Origin of the sequence: Gardnerella sp. DNF01159 (genome assembly GCF_049244215.1) — a bacterium.
Lineage (GTDB): Bacteria > Actinomycetota > Actinomycetes > Actinomycetales > Bifidobacteriaceae > Bifidobacterium > Bifidobacterium swidsinskii.
In genome coordinates, this window is sequence record NZ_CP058387.1 from 243049 (window position 1) to 269176 (window position 26128).

Sequence of the window (26128 nt, forward strand, 5' to 3'; positions counted from 1 at the left end):
ATATAATCTGATGTAAATTATACATATGACTATTTTTTCTTCGCAAAGTGTGGCATTGATGCCGCAGACCTCAGAAGTAGCAGATCTGGTAAAATATTTCGCAATTACAGATTCTACGCAAAATATTGCGCGAGAAATGATACAAAAAGGCGAAATAATCGCGCGAGATGACGGAAAGCCAGCAATAGTTGCGATTGTGGCAGACGAGCAAACAGCAGGAAGAGGACGATTAGGGCGTGCGTGGGTAAGCCGTGCGGGAGAAAGCTTTTTAGTTTCATTCGTAACGTTGCTGCCGAAGTCAATTGTTATGGACGCAAGTCACAATGGGTGGCTGCCTATTATTGCAGGGCTTGCAGCGCGTGACGCACTTCTAGAAACGTTTAAAGAGTGCGGAAGCTCGCCGATGCACGGTGATGCTTGCGCGATAAAACTTAAATGGCCTAACGACGTGTTTTTGCACGATTGTAAAGAAGGCGGAATATTAACAGAAATTGTAGCTGATCCAAGCAAAGATGATGTTGTTGGAGTAATTTTTGGAATCGGATTGAACTTGTGTGTGCCTAAAGAAGTGCTGCCAATTAAAATGGCAACTTCGCTGCAAATGCATATGACTGATTTGCCGGAAGCTAAAGAATTGCGTGATACGATTGCTGCGAAAATCGTTACTGGATTGCGTTCTAGACTTGGTGATTTTATGCGCGATTATCCAAGCAACGCTGCAGATTTGCTTCAAGAAGTAAATGGTGTGTGTTGGACTCTTGGGCGCGAAGTTAACGTGCATCCAGTTGACGGAAGCGTGGTGACAGGAACTGCTGTGCGGCTTGGAGAAGATGCGTCGCTTACGATTCGTGAGGCATCTGGCGAGGAGATTGTGGTAAAAAGCGGCGATGTGCAGGCCGTTTCGTATGAAGAGTGAGATTTAAAGAAAGCGAGCGACAACAAACGCCGGGAAAATTCCCGGCGTTTGTTGTCGTTTTTGTGTTTTGTGGAAACATTTGCCGGAAATTTTCCGACAAATGTTCCCGTTTAGAGCATTTAGGTTTAGTTGTTACGCGCGCTTTTTGTTAAGTGCGTTGTACAAGCCAGAGCAAGCTGCGCTCGCAACAAAAGCCTTAATCAAATCGCCAATCATGAAGATAATCAAGGTTGCGGCGGCAGTTGAAAGTGGCATGCCAGTTAGGTAGCTTTGGCCGAAAATGCCGAATGCGTAAATCACGATCGTGCCGATTATAGAAGCTACAGAGTAAGTGCAGAAGCGTGCGAAAGTCTTCTTGAAGGAGTTTTCTGGCATCATTGCGTCAAGAGCTACGTCAAATACGCGCTTCAAAGCTGCGGTTGCAGCAACGCCAAAAATGAAACCGGCTAAGAATCCTGCAGTAGGGCCAACAAAAACAGCCCAGCCGCCCTTAAAGCCAGCAAACACAGGCAAACCTGCTGCGCCAACAGCAAGATACATAACCACAGAAGCTACGCCTTCGCGCCAGCTCAACGTTAAACCAATAATGCACAAAACAAGAGTTTGCAACGTAATAGGCACAGGAGTAATAGGAAGATAAATTGCGCCTGCCATAGTAGAAAGAGCCAAAAGCACAGTGAGAAGCGCTGGCTTTGCAAGCCATGCTGCAGCTACTTTCAACTTATTCGCAACGTTTGAATTTGCTGATGCTGTTGTTGCATTATTTTGATTTATGTTAGTCATGAAAACCTTCTTTTGGTTATTTCCGGTTTGCCGTTTGCAGCTAATAGGTTGTCAATTAAACGGTTTTGCCGGTTGTTTTCCGTTTCGCTAATCACATTACGTGTTATAAAAATCATGTGCATTGGAGAAGTGTACAAAATTTTGCTCTAGCTTTTGTGTATGTCGACTCATCCGTAAACGCAACTTTTCTAATATCTTGTAACGTATGGTTACGAATATCAAAAAAATCCTCATCGCAAACCGCGGTGAAATTGCCTTGCGAGTTATTCGCACGGCTCACGAAATGGGCATTTCTACCGTTGCTATTTACGCACCGACTGATCGCAACGCGCAGTTTGTAGAAATGGCAGACGAAGCGTACGCACTTTCCGGAGACACATATCGCGATACTTATTTAAACGAAGATGCGATTCTTGACATTATTAAAAGAAGCGGCACGGATGCTGTGCACCCTGGCTATGGTTTCCTTTCGGAAGTTGCGTCTTTTGCTAAGAAGGTCAACGATGCTGGGGTTATTTGGATTGGTCCGCGCCCGGAAGCGCTTATTGATTTGGGAGATAAGATTACGGCTCGCCGCGTGGCTGTTCGCGCGAAAGTGCCGCCAGTTCCAGGAATTTCGGAGCCTGTGAAAGATATTCGAGAACTTTTAACTTTTGCGCAAACTCACGGCTATCCAGTGATGATGAAGCGCACGGATGGCGGCGGCGGACGCGGCATTACAGTCGTTCGTAACGACGACGAGTTGCGCGGCTTTTACATGAATCACGACGCTTTGCAGGGCGGCGACTTAGACGAATATTTTATTGAGCGTTTTATTGACAAGGCTCGCCACGTTGAAACACAGTGCGGCCGCGACGCTCACGGAAATTTCACCGTATATTCCACGCGCGATTGCTCGGTGCAGCGCCGAAACCAAAAGCTGGTTGAGGAAGCTCCTGCACCGTTCTTGACTGACGATGAAAAAGATCAGCTTTACCGATATTCTCGTAACCTATTTGAAGCTGTTGACTACGTTGGTCTTGGCACGTGCGAATATATGGTGACTTCTCAGCATAAAGTCTACTTCTTGGAAGTTAATCCGCGATTGCAAGTTGAGCACACGGTTAGTGAGGAAGTTAGTGGACTTGATTTAGTGCGAGAACAGCTCAATATTGCTGACGGCGGCGAGTTGATTAAGGATCCAGAGCCTCGCGGACACAGCTTCGAGCTTCGCATTACTTCGGAAGATCCTGCTACGAATTTGACTCCAAGTTCCGGCACTTTGACGAAAATAAAGTGGCCTTCCGGTCCTGGTATTCGCGTCGATTTTGGCGTTGAAGTTGGCGATAATATTTCGCCAAAATTCGATTCGATGATGGGCAAGCTTATTATTACTGCGCAAAGTCGCGAAACTGCTGTTGCTCGCGTGCGTCGCGCTTTGAAGGAACTTTGTATTGAGGGCGTGCCAACTCCTGCGAAACTTTTTGAGCAGATTTTTAACGACCCTGAGTTTACTGCGGAAAATCACAGTTTTGATGTGTCTACTAAGTGGATGGAACGCAAGTATTTGAACCGCGTTCCTGCAGCTTCTTTGGGCGGTCAGCCGGCTTCGCTTGTTTCTGGAAAGTCTGCGGATGAATCCGAAAATAAGCAGCCTGCAATGGAATCCTTCATTATTGAGGTTGATAATAAGCGCGTAAAGCTTACGATTCCGCAAGATATTGTTGACAATTTGACCGGCTCTGCGCGAGTTCGTAGCGTTTCTAGAGCTTCGCAGCCTTTGCGTGGACGTTCGCTTCGCGGAAGTACTCACAAATCTGAAGAACAAAAGCAGATTCCTGGCGTAATCGCAGCACCTATGCAAGCTGTTATTACGCGCGTGAATGTGGCTGAAGGTCAGCAGGTTGCCAAGGGTGATTTGCTTGTGGTGCTTGAGTCTATGAAAATGGAAAATTACGTTTACGCTCCTGCAGCTGGTACTGTTACTGGAATTTTTGTGGGTCCTGGTGACGGCGTGGAATCGGGTGCAAAGCTTGTGACGATTGATCTTGCTGGAGATAAAAGCGCGGATAAGAGCGCAGATAAGTCTTCTGAATCTTCTGAAAAGTCTTCTGAAAAGCCGGAAGGAGAGCAGAAATGAGTACTTTAGCAAAAGAAAAGTCTGAAATCTCTGAAACTTCAGCGAAAACAGTTAATAACTCTTCTGTTAATAGCTCTGCTGACGATACAAACTTGCAGCCTCGTCGCGGGAAAGCTGCAGTTCAGCACGCAGCACAACTTGCTCGTGACGCAGAACAAAAAGCTTTAGAGCGTCAGCACGCAAAAGGTAAAAGCACTGCTCGCGAGCGTCTTGACTTGCTTTTTGACACCGGCTCATTCGTGGAAATCGGACGTTTTAACGGCGGTGACATAAATAACGACGTTGCCGGATGCGCTGTAATCACCGGCTTTGGCGAAGTTTATGGCAGAAAAGTTGCAGTTTACGCACAAGACTTTTCTGTGCGCGGTGGAACTTTAGGCAAAGCTGAGGGCGAGAAAATCTGCCATCTTTTAGATATGGCTGTTGAACTTCGCGTGCCAGTTGTTGCCGTAATTGATTCCGGCGGCGCTCGCATTCAAGAAGGCGTGAGCGCGCTTATGCAATACGGGCGTATCTTCAAAAAAACTTGCGAAGCGAGCGGCTTGATTCCGCAAATCTCAATTATTCTAGGTCCTTGCGCTGGTGGTGCAGTTTATTGCCCTGCATTGACAGATTTGATTATTATGACTCGCGAGCACTCAAATATGTTCGTAACTGGTCCGGATGTTGTTAAAGCTGCAACCGGCGAGGCTATTAGCATGGACGATTTGGGCGGCGGTCTTGTGCATAACGCAACTTCCGGTGTCGCTCACTATTTGGGAGAGGATGAAGCTGACGCAATCGACTACGCGCGCACAGTTTTGGCTTATTTGCCATCTAGCTGTGAGGTAGAGCCTCCAACTTTTGCCTACGCTGCAACGCGCGCGGATCGCGAAACTGCGCGCGAGTTGGTGAATATTGTGCCGGATAACGACCGTCAGCCTTACGATGTGCTTGACGTGATTCGCAGAATAGTTGACTACGGTGAGTTCGTGCAAGTGCAGGAATTGTATGCTGCTTCTGCAGTGGTTGGTTTTGCTTGCATTGAGGGTCATCCTGTTGGAATCGTAGCAAATCAGCCGAAGGTGAACGCTGGTATTTTGGATGTAAATTCTTCCGAAAAAGTCGCGCGATTTGTGCGATTGTGCGACGCGTTTAATTTGCCTGTGGTGACTCTAGTAGATACTCCTGGTTATAAGCCTGGTTCAGATCAAGAGCACGCAGGAATTATTCGCCGAGGTGCGAAAGTGATTTATGCGTACGCGAACGCGCAAGTTCCGCTGGTTACGGTGATTTTGCGCAAAGCTTTCGGTGGAGCTTATATCGTTATGGGTTCCAAGTCGATGGGTGCGGACGTAAATTACGCGTGGCCAACCAGCCAGATTGCAGTTTTGGGTGCGCAAGGTGCCGTAAATATTATTCACCGCAAGGATTTGCAAAAAGCTAAAGAGCGTGGGCAAGACGTTGCAGCTCTTAGAAAGCAGCTGGTTGACGAGTATGAGGCGACTACTGTGAACGCAAATCTTTCGTTGGAAACTGGTCAGATTGACGCAATGATTGACCCGGAGCAGACTCGCGATATGATTGCCGGCTCATTGAAGCTTTTGCGAAGTAAAAAGCGAGTTTCCAGAACTGGAAAGCATCACGGGAATCAGCCAATGTAAGTGATTTATAAAAATTATAGGGGTTATCAAACTTATAACTAAAAACTATAGAACTTACAAAACTTATAAACCTTACAAAACTTACAGAATTTATAAAACTTATCCAAATCAACGAGAAGGAAACATCATGACAACATACTTTTTCGACCAACTCGCTAATAATCCGCACGCACTCGTGTTTGCAGGTCAGTCGACTCCGTGGGTTGAAGCTTTGCGCGAGCTTGGTTCAGACGAAGAATTAAACGCAGAACTTCATGAGTACGAAGCAGGCGCAAAAGCTTTGCTATCGCCAATTTATTCTGAGCTTTTAGCAAATGCAGGCGGCGACATAAACGTGTTTGACGCGCTAGAAAATAAGCATATTAACGCTGCAAACGCGCTTCTTAGTGTGCCTGGAATTACGCTTGCACAATTCGGTGCAGTGCGCGACTTAACAAATCTTGGATACAACTTTGAAGTAAACAAGCCGTGCGCAGTTTTGGGTCATTCTCAAGGCGTAATCGCAGCAGAAATGGTAAAAGCTCGCATAAAAGCAAAGTCTTGGCAAAAAGCTCGCGCGCAAATCGAAGAATTACTTGCAATTGCCTACTTAATTGGAGCTGCAGGAGATCGTGAATCTCGAATGCTTGAAATTACTGGTGACGGCGAGCACACACCAATGCTGTCACTTAAAGGAGTTACTAAAAAGCAGGCAGAAGCGTTAATTTCCCGCGTAGAGCGCACGCGCGGTGAAGTGTCAATTGCTGTTAAAAACGCTTACAATCACGTGGTTATTGCAGGATACCCGGAAGATATGGAAGCTGTTGCAAACGAAGCGCAAAAAGAAACAAAGCGTTCGAAAAAATTGCGCGAAATGAAAGTTCGCGGTGGAGCTGTATTTGCGCCAGTTGCTGAATATTTGGATGTTACAGTTCCATTCCATTCGCCAATGCTTCAATCTGCAGTTGAGCAGGTAGTAGAGTGGGCAAATGAGGCTGGTTTGAACACTACAGTTGCTCGCGAATTGGCTGATGCAGTGCTTGTAACTCCTGTTGATTGGGCTACGCAAATTGGCGAAGTTTTGGAGCAAAACGACGCGCGCTCGCTTTGGATTTTAGACATGGGTCCTAGCGAAGTTCTCGGAAAGCTTACTGGAGTACTTGTGCAAGGAACCGGCGCTGGAATAGTAGAGGCTGCTACCTTGCGCTCGCGTGCAGAGCTTTCGACAGCTGACTCTGCTTCTGAGCCAGAGCGTACGGGCTGCTGGGCTGATTTTGCGCCTCGAGTAATCAACACGCCTGCAGGACGCAAAGTACTTACCAAATTTAGCAAGCTTACAGGCAAAGCTCCTGTGCTTCTTGCAGGAATGACACCAACGACAGTAGAGCCGGAAATCGTTGCTGCAGCAGCAAATGCAGGCTACTGGGCTGAGCTTGCTGGCGGCGGTCAAGTAACTGCAGAAGTTTTTGATCGTCATATGAAGTCGCTTGAAAATCAGCTTCGTGAAGGCGCAACTATTGAATTTAACGCCATGTTTATGGATCGCTACCTGTGGAATTTGCAATTTGGTTCGAAGCGAATCGTGCCAAAAAAGAGGCAGTCGGGAGCTCCTATTGATGGTGTAGTTATTTCTGCAGGCATTCCAGAACTTGACGAAGCCAAGGAATTAGTAGCATCCTTGCAAGCTGATGGATTCCCTTACGTAACATTTAAGCCTGGAACAGTTGATCAAATTCGTCAAGTTGTGCGAATTGCTAAAGCTGTTGCTCCAGCAACGATTATTGTGCAGGTTGAGGGCGGTGCTGCAGGCGGTCACCATTCGTGGGAATCTCTTGATGATTTGCTTATGACAACTTACGCGCAAGTGCGTGAGTGCGAAAATTTGGTGCTTGTTGCAGGTGGCGGTATTGGCACTCCTGAGCGTGCTGCAGACTACATTTCTGGCGAATGGGCGAATGAATACGGTTTACCAAATATGCCAGTTGATGCTGTAATGATTGGCACAGCTGCAATGACAGCAAAAGAAGCGCATACAAGCCCTGAAGTAAAGCGTATGCTTGTGGAAACTCCGGGTATTGCGATGCCGAAATCTTCCAGCATTGAAGGTTTTGATGAGGATCCGTTCGCACCTTTGGGTGAGCGTTGGGTGCCTTCTGGCAAAGTGATTGGCGGTGTGACGAGTGGTTTAAGCCATTTGCACGCAGATATTTACGAGTTAGAAAACGCTTCTGCTCGCTGCGGTCGGTTGCTCGTTCATATGATGAAACATCCTGAAGAGCTTGAAGCGCGTCGCGATGAAGTAATCGAAGCACTTAACTCTACTGCAAAACCATATTTTGGTGACGTAGAAAGCATGACTTACGCACAATTTGCTCAACGTTTCCTAGATTTGGCATACCCTTGGGTGGATCCGACTTACGTAGATCGCTACATGCATTTGTTGCAGCGTATTGAAGCGCGTTTAATTAATCAAGATTCAGGCGAATTTACTTCTATTCTGCCTTCTATCGAAGAAGTTTCTAAGCACCCTCAAGCTGCTTTATATACGCTGATTGACGCGTTGCCTCAAGCTCGCGAGATGAACGTTGTGCCGATGGATGCCGCTTGGTTCCCAACTTTGGTGCGCGAATATCCTAAGCCAATGCCATTCGTGCCAGTTATTGACAACGATTTGTTGCGTTGGTGGGGTCAAGATCAGCTTTGGCAGTCGGAAGATTCGCGTTACTCAGCAGACGCTGTGCGCGTAATTCCAGGACCGATTTCCGTGGCTGGAATTACGACTATGGATGAGCCGATTGCCGATATTCTGGGACGTTTTGAAGCAGCTATGCTCAATCGTGCAGAATTTGGCTCGGAAACTGGAGTAGAAGCAGAAAATAAGGAAAATGCTGCAAGCAAGTCTTCAAAATCTGCTTTTAGTCAGATTGCTGATGCTAAAAACGTTGAAGCTTACGTGCGCGCATGCCCGAATATTTCTTGGGTTGGTCATGTAACTGCAAACCCTGCTTACGGAACGTCTTTAGGAGACGAAAATTACGTAATTACAGTAACTTCTAGTAATAATGACGTAATTTCGCTTGATTTAGATATTAAGCTAGATACATTCTGGGATGATCAAGAAAATCAGGAAGCACAGAATGCTGCTAAACACTCTACAAAAAACGCTGCAAACTCGCTAAAACGCAAGCACGCGGTACGAGATATTGTAATTCCGCTAACTGTTGATGCAAGTCAAGCTGGAAGCATACCAGTAGTTGACCGCGAGCGCTTGCCAAAGCACGTGTACGAAATGCTTGCAGCAACCGCAGGTATTGGAAATACAGCGATTACTGGCGATGTGCTTGATGCTATGCCTAAGGTTGAAACAGTAAAAGAAGATGGCAGTTTGGCAAAATTGCCGGAAGATTTGCTTGCAGAAGGTTATAGAGATTTCCCATTTGGATTGGTTCATTCTTCCTATACTTTCTCGAGAAATCTTGGAATTGACCACGAGTCTGCTACTGCTGGAAGACTTCCAGATGGATTGCTTGCTTCTCGCATTGTGCCAGACGCGTTAGTAGGCCCTGCTTGGCCAACTATTTACTCGGCTTTGGGTTCCGTAATGGTTGATGGTTACCCGATTATTGAGGGTCTGCTTAACGCTGTTCACCTAGATCATTTAGTAGAGCTTGACGTCGATGCTGAAGCCTTTAAAAAGTATGTCGACAAGCGAATTAATTTACTAGGCTGGGCTGAGCCGTATGCAGAATCCGCTTCTGGACGCGTGGTAACTATTCACGTAGTGCATACTGCAGCTGACGGCACGCGACTTGCTCACGAAACTGAGCGTTTTGCTATTCGTGGACGAAGCTTCAGCAATGCGCTTCCTGCTCCAGCTGCGCAATATGGCGAAGCTGCAGGATTGCACGGATATGAAATTGAAGACACGCCTCGCAGAGCTTTGCGCAGAGTAGTCGTTCGCGCTCCTCACGATATGACCGCTTTTGCGCGTACTTCTGGAGATTTCAACCCAATTCACACTTCTAAGCGAGGTGCTGCAATTTCCGGTCTTTCTGCTCCTTTGGTACACGGTATGTGGCTTTCTGCAACAGCTCAACATGTGGCTCAAGCAGTTGATGAAAAAGGTGCTCGCTACGAGCTCATTGGCTGGTCATACAACATGTACGGCATGGTTCAACTTGATGACGAAGTAGAAATCACAGTTGAGCGCGTTGGAAAAGTTCGTCGCGGCGGACTTGCTTTGGAAGTTACGTGCAGAGTTGATGGGCAAATCGTGTCTAAAGCAAGCGCGCTTACTCGCGCTCCACGTGCAGCATTCGTATACCCAGGTCAGGGTATCCAAAAACAAGGAATGTCGCTGGATGAGCGCGCAAAGTCGCCTGCTGTGCGCGATACTTGGGAGCGAGCAGACAAGCTTACTCGCGAAAAGCTTGGATTCTCAATCCTCGCAGTCGTGCGCGATAATCCAAAGGAGCTTACTGCTCACGGCGTAACTTATCATCATCCTGAAGGATTGCTTAATTTAACACAATTTACGCAAGTTGCGCTCGCAACAGTTGCCTTTGCGCAAACCGCGCGTTTGCGTGAAGCAGGATGCGATATTTGGCCTGCTTACTTTGCAGGACACTCGCTTGGAGAATACAATGCTTTGAGCTCCTTCGCGCAAATTATTCCACTCGAAACTGTGCTTGAATTGGTGTTCCACCGCGGATCTACAATGCATCACTTGATTGAACGCGATGCGCAAGGTCGCTCGAACTACCGCATGGGTGCGCTTCGACCAAACCAGTTTGGAGTGTCAGACGAAGGTGTGAACGCTTACGTTAATGGCATTTCCAAGGCTACTGGCGAATTCTTGCAAATTGTAAACTACAACTTGGCAGGTCAGCAGTACGCAATTGCTGGAACTATTAAAGGCTTGAAGGCATTGGCTGCAGACGCTTCTAAGCGCGCTAAGGAGTATGGTGGTAAGCCTCCATTCATGTTTGTTCCAGGAATTGACGTGCCGTTCCACTCTCGAATTCTTCGAAAGGGTGTGCCGGAATTCCGCGACAAGCTCGATTCGCTGCTGCCGAAGCATATTGATTACTCTGTGCTTGTAGACCGTTACATTCCAAACCTCGTGGCTTGCCCGTTTGAGCTTACGCGAGAATTTGCACAAAAGATTTTGGATGTTGTGCCATCTGAGCGCATTGAAGCAGCTTTGGAAGATGAAACTACGTGGAAATCTTATGCAGAGGATGAGCAGAAGCTCGGTAGATTGCTTCTTACGGAGCTTCTTTCATGGCAGTTCGCTTCTCCAGTTCGTTGGATTGAAACGCAGGCTCTTATGTTTGCCGATCGCGCTCGCGGCGGTCTTGGCGTTGAAGAGTACGTTGAAGTTGGTTTAGGAAACGCGCCAACTTTGGCAAATCTTGGCGCTAAAACTCTTGCTTTGCCGGAGTTTAGTGGCGAAAAAGTGACTGTTTACAACGTTGGTCGTGACGAAGGTCGCGTTTATATGACTGACACGGATTCGCTTGTGCCTGAAGTGTTTACTGAGGAAGATAGTCAAGAAGTAAGTAGCACTGCTGATGCAGCTGCTGCTCCTGCAGCTCCTGCCGCAAATGTTGTCTCTGCTGCTCCTGCGGCTGCTCCTTCTGCTCAAGTTGCTAACGCAGCAGCAAGCGGACCTGTAGCAGACTTGCCATTCAAAGCATCCGACGCAATCTCAATGCTGATTGCGTATAGTGCAAAAATCCGTCTTGACCAAATCGGCGACACTGACACAACTGATACGCTTACAAACGGCGTATCTTCGCGCAGAAACCAGCTTCTTATGGATATTAGTTCCGAGCTTGGCGTGGCTAGCGTGGACGGTGCTGCAGAAGCTCCAATGAGTGCGCTTAAAAAGTTAGTTGATTCGGTTGCTCCGCGCTATAAGGCTTTTGGTGCAGTGCTTTCCGATATTGTGCGCGAACGTTTGCGTGCACTTTTCGGTGCAGCAGGTGTGAAGCCAGCGCAAATTGACAAGCGTATTTCGGAAGTCTGGCAGCTTGGCGAAGGCTGGCGTGCGCACGTGCTTGCGGCTTTGGTTTTGCAAACGCGTGAAGGTGCTAGCGTGCGCGGTGAAAATCTTGCGCAACTTTCAACTGATCCTGCAAAGAATACTGCTGCAGCTGACGCTTTAATCGACGCAGCAATTGCGCAAGTTGCACAAGCTCACGGCGTTAGCGTTTCTCGGCCTGGCGCTGCTGGCGCAGCCGGTGGTGCTGTTGTTGATTCTGCAGCTCTTGACGCTTTTGCGCAGCAAGTTGTTGGCGCAGACGGCGTACTTGCTGCAACTGCTAAGTTTGTGCTAGCAAAGCTTGGTGTTGAAGCTCCTAAAGCAGAAACTGAAAGTGACGAAAATGCTGCTGTTGTAGCTGCTGTTGAAGCAGAATTAGGTGCGGATTGGCCAAAGCAAGTGGCTCCTCGATTTGATGAGCGAAAAGCGATTCTTTTCGACGACCGCTGGGCTTCGGCTCGCGAAGACGTTGCTCGCTTGTACTACAAGTATGCCGGAAAGAATGTTGATATTCAGGTAAATGAAGTTTCTGAAATCTTAAATGATTTTGGTAGTTTCCTCGGTGCCGGGGAAGCAGTAGCTTCGGAAGCTGAGTGGTTTGCAAGTCTTTCTAAATCTCGCGAATTAAACAATCTTGCAACAATATTTAATGGTATTGCTCGCGATTCTCGCACTAAACTTGCACAAAACAACGCCGATACTGCTCAAGCAACTCGTTTTGCAGGAGAAGTTGCAGTAGTTACAGGCGTTGCTCCTAACTCGATTGCTGCTCGCGTAGTAACGGGTTTGCTTAAGGGTGGAGCTACGGTTATTGCAACTTCGCACAGTTTCAAGCCGAGCGTTAAGTCTTGGGCGAAGAAAGCGTATCGCGAAAACGCTCAAATGGGCGCAAAGTTGTGGCTTGTGCCAGCAAACTTGTCTAGTTATCGCGATGTCGATGCGCTTGTAAAGTGGGTTGGCACGGTTTCAAAGAAAGTAAGTGGCGCAACTACTACTATTTTGAAGCCTGCTTATGAGCCGAGCATGTTCTTCCCGTTTGCAGCTCCTCCAGTTCACGGTACTTTGTCTGATTCTGGTTCGCTTTTTGAATCGCAATCGCGCTTAATGCTGTGGGGAGTGGAGCGTGCAATCGCTGGATTTGCGCAGATTGGAGCAGATACAGATGTACAACATCGTATGCACGTTGTGTTACCTGGCTCTCCAAACCGAGGTATGTTCGGCGGCGACGGTGCTTACGGCGAAGTCAAGAGTGCTTTCGACGCGATTGTGAACCGTGCGCATGCGGAAAGCGTGTGGTCGGATCGCGTGACTTTCGCGCATCCTAAGATTGGATGGGTGCGTGGAACCGGCTTAATGGGCGGAAATGATCCGCTTGTGGCTGTAGTTGAGCGTCACGGATTAACTACCTACTCTACGCAAGAAATGGCAGATCGTTTGCTCGATTTGTGCACGAAGGAAGCGCGAGAGCAGGCAGCAATTGCGCCTTTGGATGTTGATTTTACGGGCGGATTAGGCAAGGAGCCTCTTGATTTGAACGCGCTTCGTGCAGAAGCGTTGGAAGATCAGAAGCGTGCTGAAGTTGCGGAAGAAGCGGTGGAAGCTGTAGAAGAAGCTGCAGAATCTTCTGCTAAATCAACCAACAAAGCACTTCCAACTCCTTACGTGCCAACTCAGCCGCGAGTCAACTTGGCTGATTGGAAGAACGTAACAGCGCGTCCAGAAGACGAAATTGTGATCGTCTCCGTTGGCGAGCTTGGACCATGGGGTTCCGGACGTACTCGTTTCGAAGCAGAACTTGGAATTCGTGAAGACGGTTCCGTGGAGCTTTCTGCAGGAGCAGTACTGGAATTGGCTTGGAATATGGGCTTGCTTACTTGGCAGGATTCGCCAAAGCCAGGCTGGTATGATGCGGACGGCACGCTTGTTCCAGAAGAAGATATTGCAGAGAAATATCGCGATGAAGTAGTAGCACGTTCCGGTATTCGACCATTCGAAACCGGTATGGGCGGCGATTACAAGGATGGAGCAAACGAAGAAGAAGCAGAAATCTTCCTCGATCACGACGTGAGTTTCAGCGTTCCAACAGAAACAATTGCGCGCGAATACGTGGCACTTGACGAATCGCATACTGAGATTGCTCGCGATGCAGAATCTGGCGAATGGACTGTTACGCGCAAGGCAGGTTCTATGATTCGCGTGCCGCGTAGGGCTGCAATGACCAGAACCGTCGGTGGACAATTCCCTAAGGGCTTCGATCCGCTGAAGTGGGGTATTCCAGCTTCAATGGTTGGAAGTGTTGACACGATTGCGCTGTGGAATATTGTCACAACTGTAGACGCTTATATTTCTGCTGGTTTCACGCCTTCGGAGATTTTGCAATCTGTGCATCCGTCAATGGTTGCTTCCACGCAAGGAACCGGTTTCGGCGGCATGAGTTCAATGCGAAAACTGTATTTGGATCGCTTCCTTAACCACGAAATTCCTACGGACGTATTGCAAGAGGCGCTTCCAAACGTTGTTGCAGCTCACGTAATGCAAACCTATATCGGCGGCTACGGAAATATGGTTCAGCCGGTGTCGGCATGCGCAACTGCGGCGGTTTCGCTCGAAGAAGGCGTCGACAAGATTGCTCTCGGCAAAGCTGATTTCGTAGTAACTGGCGCAATTGACGATATCGGCGTGGAATCCGTAGTTGGCTTCGGCAATATGAACGCAACTGCCAATAGCGAAGAAATGTATGCGAAGGGCATCAATCCACGATTCTTCTCTCGCGCAAACGATCGCAGACGTGGAGGCTTCCTTGAAGCACAAGGCGGCGGTACGATTTTGGTTACGCGCGGCGATATTGCTTTGAAGCTTGGCTTGCCTGTTGCTGGTGTGGTTGGTTTCATTCACTCCTACGCTGATGGCATTCACACTTCTATTCCTGCTCCGGGCTTGGGTGCTTTGGCTGCGGGCATGGGTGGAGCTAAGTCTAAGCTCGTGCGTGATTTGGCAGCTCTCGGCGTTACTCCGGACGATATTGCTGTGGTTTCTAAGCATGATACGTCTACGAATGCAAACGATCCGAACGAATCTGAGCTGCACAATACTCTTGCGCACGCAATCGGACGCACGGACGGAAATCCGCTGTTCGTAATCAGCCAAAAGACGCTGACTGGACATGCAAAGGGCGGCGCGTGCATCTTCCAAATCAACGGTTTGACTCAACTGTTTAGAAGTGGCGTAATCCCTGGAAACGCATCACTTGACTGCGTGGATCCTAAGCTTGCGCGCGACGACCACATGGTTTGGTTGCGTGAGTCGATGCGCATTGGCGATGGTGCAGGTTCTTGTGCAGTGAAGGCTGCTCTCGCAACTTCGCTCGGCTTCGGTCATGTTAGCGGATTTGTGGCATTGGTTCATCCTGGTGCTTTTGAGGCTGCTGTAGCTGCTAGCGCAGGTGTTAATGTGCTTAAGAATTGGCGTACCAAGGCGAATGCGCGTTTGGCTGCGGGTCAGAGGCGATTTGAGGAAGGCATGATGGGTCGATCTGTACTGTTCGAGCCTGTTGAGAATCGTCACTTGCTGAAGGATGGCACGCGCCTTCCGGATGGCACTCGCTACGACGATCACGAAGCAGAAAAGGCGATGCTGCTTAATCCTGAAGCTCGCCTTAACGCGAACGGATACTACTGCTGAGTTGCTGCTACTGCCAAGCTGCTGCTTTAGCTGGTTTTGACTTACAAACGCCGGGGAATTTTCTCCGGCGTTTGTAGTCGTTTTGGCGTTATGTGGAAACATTTGCTGTGTTATTCCACGGCATTTGTTTTCGCTCTGGCTTTATTTGACCACATTTGCCGGGAAAATGTAAGGCGATTGGAGTTGCGTTAACAATCACGTAAGTAGCTCTGTAGTTCAGTATGCCATATTTAGTACGTGTAGCATTGCGTATGTCGCCTGATATTACCTAATGCCAGTAGTACGCTGTCATTATCGCAGTGGTATGCTATTTCGCTACCAGTACCCGCTATCAGTACCCAGATCATTTAACGGCATCTATTTGTCGCACCTATATCTCTGTAGCTTATACCTCTGTAGCCTACAGTTCTATAGCTTTACAGATATAACAATGCTCCGTGGTTGAAGAGTTGTCGTAAATTTCGCGAACCCTTTTATCACGGAGCATATGTATATTATTTATTCAATTTTAATATTTGTTGCAACACCAACGTTTAGTCGCGCTTCTTCCTGCGAATAATGACTGCGAGTGCAGCACCTATTGCGGCTGCGAGTGCAGCAACAGCGCCTGCTGCAGCAATTGCAGAGCCTGTATTGGTTAACTTTGATTGCGCAACCTGGCCGGAGGAGTGACGTGCAGGAGACTTAGGAGCTTGTAACTGAGTGTTATTGCTCTTATTCCTGTTGTTTTCACTGTTGCCAGTGTGTTCATCAGAATCATGAGAACCAGATTCATGTTCTGGGGTTGGAGCAGGGGTCGGTGCAGGTGTTGGTTCTGGTTTCTTGGTTGGGTTGTTTCCGACTTTACCGTTTGCCGTGTTGGATGGTTGACCATTCTTCTTGGCTTGCGCGGTAATCGTACTACCATCCTTGATTTGGGTTGCAGGGATGGTGACTTTACCAGTCTTAGGATCAACAGTCACGCCGGTTGGAGTGTTACCGTCAATAGTCCAGTTACCATTCTTATCTTTCTTCACGGTAATTGTTACAGGAGTCGTTGTATCGCCTTCTGGAGTATACGTGATTTCTAGAGTATCAGCATCTGCTGGTGGGGTAACAGTTGCGGAACCTTGCTCAACACCATCTTGTGGCGTGAGTATAGTCGGCTCACCCGCAGGCGTTGGTGTTGGTTCTGGTTCTGGTGCAGGCTGCTCCTTTTCGCCAACTTTAGCAGTTACCACTTCTGACTTGCTCTTGCCAGTCTTATCGCTACTGTCTTCTGATTGCGCAGTAATAGTGCTACCGCGCTTAATCTTGTTTGCTGGAATCGTAACAACGCCAGTTTGCGGATTAACGGTTACGCCTTCTGGAGCGTCTCCGTCAATCTTCCACTCATGCTTGTCGCCTTCAGCAACAACAGTAATCGTTGCGGTTGTTTCACTGCCTTCTGGAGTGTAAGTAACTACAACCTTGTTCACACGCGTATCCGTGAGATCAGGCGTCACGCTAGCGCCACCCTCGGCTGGAGTGTCAATCTTTGGCTTAGTTATATTTCCGCTGACAGTAATATTTACGCTATCGCCTGTCTTTGCACCATCACCCTTACCGTTGGTTGGTGTGAGGGTGACGATGGCACCAGGCTTTTGCTTGTCGATAGCAATAGTGAAGTTGCCATTCTTATCTGCAACGCCTGTTCCGATTTGCTTTCCATCTTTGTCGGTAACAGTTACTGTTGCGCCCGGAAGAGTCTTTCCAGTGATGATTTGTTTAGTAGAATCATCTGGATTGTCTTTTAGCGTTTGCTCGCTAATCTGTGGAGTCTTAAAGCCAGTCACAGCAGTAGCAGGATCAGATGGTTTATCTGTCTTGTTCTTAGATACTGCAGTAATAGTGCTGCCATCCTCCAAATTCTTTGCTGGAATAGTAACAACGCCAGTCTTTGGATCAACAGTTACGCCATCTGGAGCGTCTCCGTCAATCTTCCACTTACCATCGTTATCCTTCTTAGCAATAATTGTGCGAACTGGCTGTTCTGGACCATTGATTGAATTTGGCTTAGCATTGATTTCAATCTTTACAACCGTTGTGTCGCCAGTTGGCGGAGTTACAGTTACGTTTCCGTAGTTCTTCTGGTTGTCGGTTGGTACCGTAATCGTTGGCTTTTGTGGTTTAGCCGTGACGATTACAGTAGTTGCATCACCATCAACTCCACCCTTGTTTGGAACGAGCTTGAGATTTGTACCAGGCTCCTTCTTATCGATTTCGATAGTGAAGTTTCCGTTTTCGTTGGCAGTTCCAGTACCAACAGTATTACCGCCATTGTCTTTGACAGTTACGGTGTTTCCTGGCTGAGTTTTACCAGTAATAGTGGTCTTATCAGGCTTAGTTGGCGTGTTTTCAGCATTGCCATCGTTGATAAATGGCTTGTTGGTCACGTTTACTGTTACTTGCACTTCTACTGGGTCTTTTACGCCTGGAATATTGACGAGCACAGTGCCGTTAGTGGTGCCTGGCTTGTCTGTCTTTGGCTCGCCATCCTTCTTCCAGTCGAAAGTAGTGCCTTGTGGGAAGTCACCATTGTTTGCAATGCTATCTTCTGCCTTTGGCTTGGCGTTTACTGGCACGCTTACTGTCTTGTCTTTTGGATTTGGAACAACGAGCACGTTGACTTGAATGTCAACATCTGGCTCGCCTGGCACTGTAACAGTCACAATTCCTGTCTGGTTGCCAGTCTTTGACGTATCAGGCTTCTTCTTCCAAGAAGTCTTGGCATTCTCAGGCAAATCGCTATTATTCTTAATAACATCCTTTGGCTGAGGAGTGTTGTCCTTGCCGTCAGTCTTTTGCAGCACAGTTACGTCTTTTCCTTCAGGAGATGCTGTAACAGTAATTTTTACAGGCACTTCTTGAGGCTCTTGTCCTGGAATCTTTACAATCACAGTGCCAGTAGTATTGCCTGGCTTGTCTGTCTTTGGAGCAGCATCTTTCTTCCACTCAAATGTGGTTCCTTCTGGCAACTTATCGTTGTCTTTAATGCTGTTCTTAGGATCTGGATCGCTGTTCTGAGCAACGGAGGTTTCCTTCGCTATAGGCGCAGGATTTACGTTCACAGTTACAGGAACATCAATCGTATAACCAGACTTGCCATTTACGCCTGGAATGGTGACTTTTACTTTACCGCCTGTCTTTTCTCCAACGGTATCTGTAGTTGGTTTGCCACTATCTTCCCACTCGAACGTAGTGCCATTAGGGAACTTATTCTTATCGGTAGAATCCTTAATAACATCCTTAGCTTCTGGCAGTGTGCCATTTAGTGGAACGTTCACAACATTCGCTTCTGGCTTTGGCAAAACGTTCACTGTTACAGGCACTTTCACAGGAGCCTGGCCTGGAATAGTAACAATAATCTTGCCATTCTTCGTGCCGGGATTCTTGGTATCTGGTGTATCTTCCTTACTCCACTCGAACTTAGTTCCTTCTGGGTACTTGGTCTTATCAGTGGAACCATTAATTACATCTTCAGGCTTTGGCAAATCCTTACCTTGCGGCACATTGATTTGTGGAGCACTTGGGTCAACAACGTTCACAGTTACTGGCACTTCCACAGGAGCTTGACCTGGAACTGTTACAACAACAATGCCTGACTTGTTTCCTTCCGAAGAAGTATCTGGTTTGCCAGTTTCCTTGCCGTTGTCTTTCTTCCACTCGAACTGCGTACCCTCAGGGAACTTATCCTTATTGGCAATGCTGTCTTCTGGTTTAGGTTCCACGCCCTTTGGCACAGTCACAACTTTAGCTGTAGCAGTTGGAGCCTTAATAGTTACAGGCACGTTAATCACGATTGTTGATCCATCCGGATACGTAACTGTTACAGGCACTTCAAACTTGCCAGCCTTATCTCCATTAGGGATCTTAGACTTATCTCCCTCAGCAATAGAGTAAGTTGGCTTATTTGTTTCGTTCGTTGGCCAGGTAGGAACACTTACTTTGCCGATAATTTCGTCGTCCGAAGGCTTTTGACCATTATCTTTTTCAAGATTATCTGCCTTAGGTGGGTAAAGTTCAGACTGCTTATTGCTAATAGTTACTGGCACGTCAACAGTGTCAGTTGTGCCATCTGGGTAGGTGACTTTAACCTTAACAGTAGAGTTTCCAGGAGTCTTACCATCTGGAAGCTTTGTGTTAGGCTCGTTCAACTCAATCTTTGGTTGTTCCTTTGAATCTTTTGACCAATCAGGAACAGTTACATTCTTAGTTACATCATCAGATGTAACCTTCGTGCCATACGGCTTAACAACAGGCTTTGCTTTTGGCTCGAAAGTATCCGACTGCTTGTTCTTAATAGTCACATCAACAGTAACTTTATCAACAGTTTTGTCAGGGTACTCAACATCTACATTTACATGATAAGTACCAGGCTTTGTGCCGTCTGGAATATCCTCATCTTTGCTGGTGATAGTGACTTTTGGCTCATCGCCTTCCTTCTGTGGATTAAAATCAGGAACAGTTACAGCCTTCTTAACAGCTTCCTTGGTATCGTCTCTGCTGGTGCCAAACGGCTCTTCCACAGGGTCAACGTTCGGAGTGTATTCGTCTGCGTTTGTATCCGTTACAACAACAGGAACCTGTACGGTTGTGGTAGTGCCGTCTTCATACTTAATAGTTACAGGAACATTAGTTGTACCAGTCTTGTTTGTATCTGGAATCTTATCCGTGTCTACAGTAATGGTTGGCTGCTTCTCAGTTTCAGCAACTCCAGTTGTGACATGCTTTTTAATGTCATCTTCATTTGGCTTATTTGTATTGTCTTTATTGCGCTTCAACTCTATAGGCGTTGCAGAAGCCTTATGAGTCACGTTATCTGGATTGCCAACTGTTACAGGAACTTCCACGTGATCCTCAGAACCGTCAGGGTAGGTAACAGTAACCTTAACGTTTACGGTTCCAGGAGTAGTAGTGTCGATAGGTGTTTGACCATCGTCAACTGTAATTTTTGTACCAGTTGGAGGTTGCTTGTCATCTTCAAACTTGACTTTAGCAATGATGTCACTGTCAGAAGGTTTGGTTTTACCATAACCAACGTTGATTTCATCAGGCTTATTTGGCTCATACTTCTTATTCTGAGGCTCGCCAACCTTAACGGTTACCGTTGCGTGATCCGTTGAACCATCGCCATAGGTGATTGTTACAGGAACAGTAAAATCGCCAGGCTGAGTGCCATCTGGAATAGTGCTATTGCTGTCAATGGTCACTGTTGCGTCAGTAGGCAAAGTCGTGTCAGCGCCATTCTTCTTTAGCTTAATGCCATTCTTCTTTACACTATCCTCTATGGTAGTGTTCTTCGTCTTACTGTAGTCAACCTTAATAGTTTGGCCTTCTGGCGTGTAATCCTTGTTTTGTGGATCCAAAACTTTAACAGTTACTGTTGCAACGTCACTAGAGCCATCCGAATACGTAACCTTAACCTGCACTTGGCTTTCGCCAGGCTTATCGGTGCTTGGAACGTCTTTTGTGTTGACGATTTCTACTGACTTGAGTTTATCGTTTCCAGATGTGCCATTCCACGTCAAGCCGCCGCCATTATCAAACGACTTAATCTTATTGGAAAGATCTTCTTTTGAATTCCATGGAACTGTAATAGTTTTACCAACAGGGTCATAGTTGTTGGACTCCCTATTAACGACAATAGGCACTTCAACTTTGCTTGAAGATCCATCTGGATATTTAACAGTTACAGGAACAGTGTAATTTCCATCATCTGTAGGAATTTTTCCAACTTCAAATGTTATACCAGTCTTATCGATTGGCGTATTTGGATTATCATATTTTGTTATTGTGATCGCGTTGGTAATTGCGTTGTTATCCTTAGGATTATCAACTTGCTTAGCTGTAGCAGTATGCTCTTCAGCATCCGTGTATACGGAAATCTGAACCTTTAGCTTAGACTCGTTGCCAGCTTCGTCTGTAACAACAAGTTCACGAGACCACTTATTGTCTGACGAATTGGTTATATTCGCATCTCGCTGAGCAGTGCCTTTAATATGAATAGTCGCAGGCTTTTCTGCAGAATTCCCGTTTTGATTGTCAATAGTGATTTTTCCGTCATGACCTGGGAATGTTGCTATTGTTGCACTCTTAATCTTTCCGCTGTTGTCATAAGCGTTGATATCAATGCTGAACGGTTTGCCATTATGCACCTTGAACTGGTAGTACTCAGCTGTTTTCTCAGTGTCTGCTCTCTTTGCCTTATTGGTACTAGGTGTGTTAATAACAGGCGCGATATTGTCTTTAACAGTAACAGTTGTAGTAACGTCTTTAGTTGATCCGTCCTTAAATGTTATGCGGACTTTAGCGTTTTGTTCGCCAGTCTTATTCCAATCTGGCTCCGTAGTCCAAGAGTAGGTAGCGTCACTAGGTAGATTCTTTAGATCATCTGCATTAATGCCGCTCTTAGGATCTGGATGCGTCGTGCCGCTACTCATGTTGTACGTAACAGGCGTGCCTGTGACTTTGCTGTACTTATCTGATTGCGGCTTAACAATAAACTTCACAGCCACGTTTGTAGTGTTGCCCGAAGGATCCACCGCCGTGATAGTACGCTTATACTCGCCAGGCTCAGTGTTGAGTGGAGTAGTGCCATCAAGCGTTAAAGTCTTAGGATCTGCAGTTGTGCCAGTTCCAGTAGGATCTTTTTCTGTCTCGCCTGGAGTTTTAGGCGTTAAAGCAAGAGTTGTAACGTTTCCGCTGTTGTCGGTTGCAGTAATCTTAATATCGTTCTTATCACCGCGGTATGTAGTGATAGTGAATACTTGTGCGTGTTTTGGCCCATCAGGATATTCACCATTAATGGTGTTATATGTGCCACCTTCGCCTTTTTGCTGAATCGTAACTTTAGGACTTTCGCTATCCTTAACAGTTACCTTAACGTCAACAGTTTCAACTTGTGGATTATTTGGGTCGTTAGTAGGAATAGTTACAACAACTTTTCCAGGCTTTTCCTTGCCAACGGTGGAAGTGTTTGGAGTTCCGCCAGTTTCAGTGCTCCATGCGAACTTAGTCCCTTTTGGTAAGCTCCTGTGGTTGGCTATAGTTTTCTTTGCCCATTTTTCGTCTAGCGTTTGACCCAAGTTAACAGTAATAGGCCTAGTCTGAAGATCTTCTTTCTTCTTAACTGTTACCTTTACAGTTACAGGCGTTGACTCGTTTCCTGCAGAATCGAATGCCTTAAATGTTAAGTCGTATGTGCCAATTTCTTCAGTCTTAAAGCCAGAGAATGTATAAGTAAGTTTCTTCTCTTTGTCTGTGTTCTTAGAATCGTACTTTGATCCAGCGCGAGTCAGGTTACTAAACAGCTTTGTTTGGTCATTTTTAAACAGAGTCATCGTAGCTGTTGATGTGTCGATTCTATCAACTTTCAAATTGTCTTTTGCTGTAAGGTTGATAGTTAAATCTTTGCCAACTTCGACTTCAATATTGGTTTTATCGGCAGTAAGCGTTGGAGCTTTGTCGTCTTTAGTAGCATTCTTAGGTTCGCTTACTGGCGACTGAACCGACTGCTCCTTAGTTGGATCTGCAGGATTTGTAGACGTTACGGCAGTTACATTTCCAGCAGGAATGCCGCCATCAACCTTAATTGTAACTTTGCCATCAGCTCCAACGGTTCCCGTGCCGATTGTATTCTTACCGTTATCCTTAAGAGTTACAGTGCTTCCAGCTGTGCCAGGGCCTGCATTAACTACAACTTCCTTGCCCTTTACGCCTGCAACACCAGTCAAATCAGTTTCAATCTTAGGCTTTTGAGGGCGAACCGTGAAAGTAACCTTTTCTTCCGCTGTGCTGCCATCATTAAACGTGACTTTAGCAGTGTAAGTTCTCTTTCCTGCAACGTCTGTGGAAGGCTCGCCATTAACCCACTCTGCACTCTTGATGTTCTTCTTAGTAGCGTCGTCAAGATTGCCAAGATATTGCTTAGCGTCAACCTTGTTCCCTGTTTTAGTAAGAGGGTCGCCAACAGTAGCATTAACGGTATTTCCATTAAGCTTATGTTGTAAAGAAAGTGGCTTTTTAATGTTTACAGGAATCGTAACAACGTGATACGAGTTATCTGAGTACACAACTTTTGCAGACGCGTTTGTGGTAAGAGTTTCCTTTCCGTTAAAGTACTCTTGTGGAATGTTGGTTGGAGGGAATGGATTAAAGACGAGTTGCCCTCCGCCTTCAATCCCAGTAACGTGAGGCTTCAAGTCGTTTTCAGTAAGCTTATGCCCCCAATCAACAGTAATTGGTGTAGCAGTTGGTTCTTTGTACTTCTGGTTCAGATTTTTAAGATGTACTGTAACTTTCTTTTCTACTTTGTTTCCAGAAGCGTCGGTTGCAGAGATAGTAACCTCGTAGTCGGAGTTTACAGGATTGCCACTTTTATCTTTGTGTATAAATGTAGTCTTATTAATAACCTTTGTATAAGGTTTGCTTTCGCTAGCATCAATGCCATTATCGTTTTTCTCGTCAACATTGCCATTTTTAGCAAAGTCTGGGAAACCGCTTACAGAGAATTTCGTTACTTTTCCACTGTCGTCGGATGTTCCGAATTTGATTGTAGGACTATCGCCCTGATACACGGTAATGCTGTTGTTTGAATCGCTAATTTCTTTGTCATTAAAATACAGCTTTGGAGGGATTCTATCGCTTTTTGTGCGCTTAAGATTTTGTTCAGTCCAGCGCTCGCGACCAGAAATAAAGGTGTATGCTGAGTTAGTCGTTCTACCATAAGTACTTGTATTTGCCCATGTATAAGCATCTTGGATGTCGTCAAGAGTGACTCCTTGACGTAACTTTACTTTGCAATGCATGTGTACTGCATAGTCGACGTTTGTAGTTCTTAAGCCGATGCCGTAGCTCTTGCCGCTATATACGCCTCTCAATGTTGTAGCATTGCTAATAACCCCGTCGCCTGCATTATTGTGGAAAGTATCACTCAAATCTTGCTTGTTGCTGTTTCCTCCTCTTATGCCTAAGGTTATTTTGTATAAAGAGTTTCCAAGGTGCTGATCATCTTTCGAGGGATCATTAAGATTTTTTGACTGGCTATTTTCTTTAGTGAATAATGAAAAATCGCGTGAAAGAACAGCGTTTGTTGTTTGTGGACTAGTGCCATTTCGTTTATAAAAATCAAAGCTTAAATCACTTAATGTGTCTCCATTGTAATAACCATTATTTAAGTCAGCAACTGCAAAAGGAATTTGCCAAACATACTGTTGTTGTTTGGAAGCGCCAGTCATATCTTTACCGTCGTTGTTAAAGAACACATCGAAGACTAAATACTTAGCACCGTTGTTTTCTTCAAGGTGTGCATACATATCCGACTTTTTAGTAACATTACTGTAATCACCCAAACCGTCGGATCCTATTTGACCGATTGTTCCATTGCTGTTAGCAAAGCGATACCTTTGGAACTCAAGAATGTTTGGCGTATGTAGCCAAGGAGTAGGGTCTGCGTTACGCACTTCTTGCGCAAAAGCCGCTGTAGTTGGAGGAAGAAGAATATTAGAGGATGCGAGGATTGGCTGACCGCCCAAGCAAGTGGCTGCAGTAAGAACTGTGGCAAGTGTGCTCAATGACACCTTTCGCATGGTTGCATACGCAGAAGATGAATCAACGTTTTTAAACGAGCTCTCAACTTGCTCGTGTGCGTGCTTTTTGCGAGTGTTATTTGCCATAATAATCTGTAATCCTTTATTCTTGTGCTTTTTAATTTAGCGTTCCCTAATGTGCGTCGTATATAAACGTGTGTCTAGTTCTTCTTCAAATACTAATTCTGTGTTTACATAAAGCAACGGTAGACAATAAGTACGCTTATACACATGCTGCATAATATTATATCGTATTTTTGCTATTTTGTCGTAATTTTTTTATTGTTAAGTATTCCATAACTGTAAAATTTCCTGCCGGGGGGGGGTGCTCTATGTATAAAATATTGTCATAACGACGAATTATTTAAAATTATCTAAAAGTTTATCGTTTTATAGTAATTTATTCGTATATGAATTAATCACGCTTGTAGCGTTTCTTGTGCACATGCTTAAGCAATTTGTCGCGTGCGTAATTTTCTGGTGTTTGTTGCGGTTTTGTAGTTTTGGAAAACATTTGCCGGTGACTTTTTCGGCGTTTGTTACTGCAGTAAAAGCGCGTAAGTGATTGTTGATTTAAATATATTTTATACAAGATTTTATATAGTATTTTTGCGTAGAACATAAAAAAGTAGGTATGTGTGTTAAAAGTAGGTGCGTATGATTGCAGGAATAGGGCACGACTTGGTAAACGTTGCGCAGTTTGCTGAGCAGATGCAGGATGGCAATGGTTGGCGTGCGCTGTTTTCTGTGCGAGAGCTTCGACAATGTGATCTTCGTGCGCAAGTGAAGAATGATGAGAGAGCTTTACATATTGCAGCACGCTGGGCTGGCAAAGAAGCTGTGATTAAAGCGTGGTCCGAGGCGTTATGCACAATAAATAACCCTTATCCATATACTCTGGATAACATGCCATGGGCGAGTATTGAGATTCTTAACGATTCCCATGGTTGCCCACGCATTATTCTCAGCTCAGATGTGCATTCGCAACTTGTAAAATCGCTTTTCAGTGCGTCCAGCGAGTGTGTAGATAGTAGTGAGCACATAGATAATATTCGTTGGCATATTTCGCTTAGTCATGACGGATTATTAGACGATAATTCAGCTTTTGCATCAGCTGTTGTAATGCTTGAAGTCTTATAAGAAAAGCTACATTATAAGAAAAATATGTTTTGTGCACTTGTGTCGATGTCACAAGCATCTGTATACTTGAACGAGTCGATATTTGTGCGTGAATATTTCGTGCAAATATGGTGCGTAATTGCGGACGTAGCTCAATGGTAGAGTCTCAGTCTTCCAAACTGATTACGCGGGTCCGATTCCCGTCGTCCGCTCCATTTTTTTATTTTTGCTTTA

General features: G+C 46.0%; 7 protein-coding genes and 1 tRNA gene. 6 read left to right on the plus strand and 2 right to left on the minus strand.

Annotation, left to right across the window (positions count from 1 at the left end; all coding sequences use genetic code 11):
* Positions 1-25 precede the first annotated feature (25 nt).
* Positions 26-916 (plus strand): biotin--[acetyl-CoA-carboxylase] ligase, encoded by an 891-nt coding sequence (locus tag HXT39_RS00970; RefSeq protein ID WP_103013899.1) that lies wholly within the window; start codon positions 26-28, stop codon positions 914-916.
* A gap of 132 nt (positions 917-1048) precedes the next feature.
* On the opposite strand, the gene HXT39_RS00975 is transcribed toward HXT39_RS00970, so the two are convergent.
* Positions 1049-1699 (minus strand): biotin transporter BioY, encoded by a 651-nt coding sequence (locus HXT39_RS00975; protein ID WP_004109189.1) that lies wholly within the window; start codon positions 1697-1699, stop codon positions 1049-1051.
* A 205-nt stretch (positions 1700-1904) separates the two neighbouring features.
* Here HXT39_RS00975 and HXT39_RS00980 point away from each other — a divergent pair, with 205 nt between their 5' ends.
* From HXT39_RS00980 to HXT39_RS00990, 3 genes are all read left to right on the plus strand, one after another.
* Positions 1905-3818: a biotin carboxylase N-terminal domain-containing protein gene (locus tag HXT39_RS00980; RefSeq protein ID WP_004109191.1), complete on the plus strand. Its 1914-nt coding sequence runs from the start codon at positions 1905-1907 to the stop codon at positions 3816-3818.
* A complete protein-coding gene (locus HXT39_RS00985) occupies positions 3815-5461 on the plus strand; it encodes an acyl-CoA carboxylase subunit beta (RefSeq protein WP_102703251.1) in 1647 nt (548 codons plus the stop codon). Before HXT39_RS00980 ends, HXT39_RS00985 begins: the two co-directional genes overlap by 4 nt.
* Positions 5462-5588: 127 nt before the next feature.
* Positions 5589-15167 (plus strand): type I polyketide synthase, encoded by a 9579-nt coding sequence (locus tag HXT39_RS00990; protein ID WP_103013900.1) that lies wholly within the window; start codon positions 5589-5591, stop codon positions 15165-15167.
* Between the two features lie 533 nt (positions 15168-15700).
* Here the strand turns inward: HXT39_RS00990 and HXT39_RS00995 are convergent.
* A complete protein-coding gene (locus HXT39_RS00995) occupies positions 15701-24862 on the minus strand; it encodes a Rib/alpha-like domain-containing protein (protein ID WP_103013901.1) in 9162 nt (3053 codons plus the stop codon).
* Between the two features lie 570 nt (positions 24863-25432).
* On the opposite strand from HXT39_RS00995, the gene HXT39_RS01000 reads away from it, so the two are divergent.
* Entirely contained in the window at positions 25433-25915 is a 483-nt protein-coding gene (locus HXT39_RS01000) for a holo-ACP synthase (protein WP_004109204.1), read from the plus strand.
* A gap of 120 nt (positions 25916-26035) precedes the next feature.
* Positions 26036-26109: transfer RNA gene (locus HXT39_RS01005), tRNA-Gly, on the plus strand.
* Positions 26110-26128 lie beyond the last annotated feature (19 nt).

Bases quoted from the DNA above. Each gene is read 5' to 3' on its own strand.
- HXT39_RS00970 (WP_103013899.1), top strand. From the start codon at position 26: ATGACTATTTTTTCTTCGCAAAGTGTGGCATTGATGCCGCAGACCTCA.
- HXT39_RS00975 (WP_004109189.1), bottom strand. From the start codon at position 1,699: ATGACTAACATAAATCAAAATAATGCAACAACAGCATCAGCAAATTCA.
- HXT39_RS00980 (WP_004109191.1), top strand. From the start codon at position 1,905: ATGGTTACGAATATCAAAAAAATCCTCATCGCAAACCGCGGTGAAATT.
- HXT39_RS00985 (WP_102703251.1), top strand. From the start codon at position 3,815: ATGAGTACTTTAGCAAAAGAAAAGTCTGAAATCTCTGAAACTTCAGCG.
- HXT39_RS00990 (WP_103013900.1), top strand. From the start codon at position 5,589: ATGACAACATACTTTTTCGACCAACTCGCTAATAATCCGCACGCACTC.
- HXT39_RS00995 (WP_103013901.1), bottom strand. From the start codon at position 24,862: ATGGCAAATAACACTCGCAAAAAGCACGCACACGAGCAAGTTGAGAGC.
- HXT39_RS01000 (WP_004109204.1), top strand. From the start codon at position 25,433: ATGATTGCAGGAATAGGGCACGACTTGGTAAACGTTGCGCAGTTTGCT.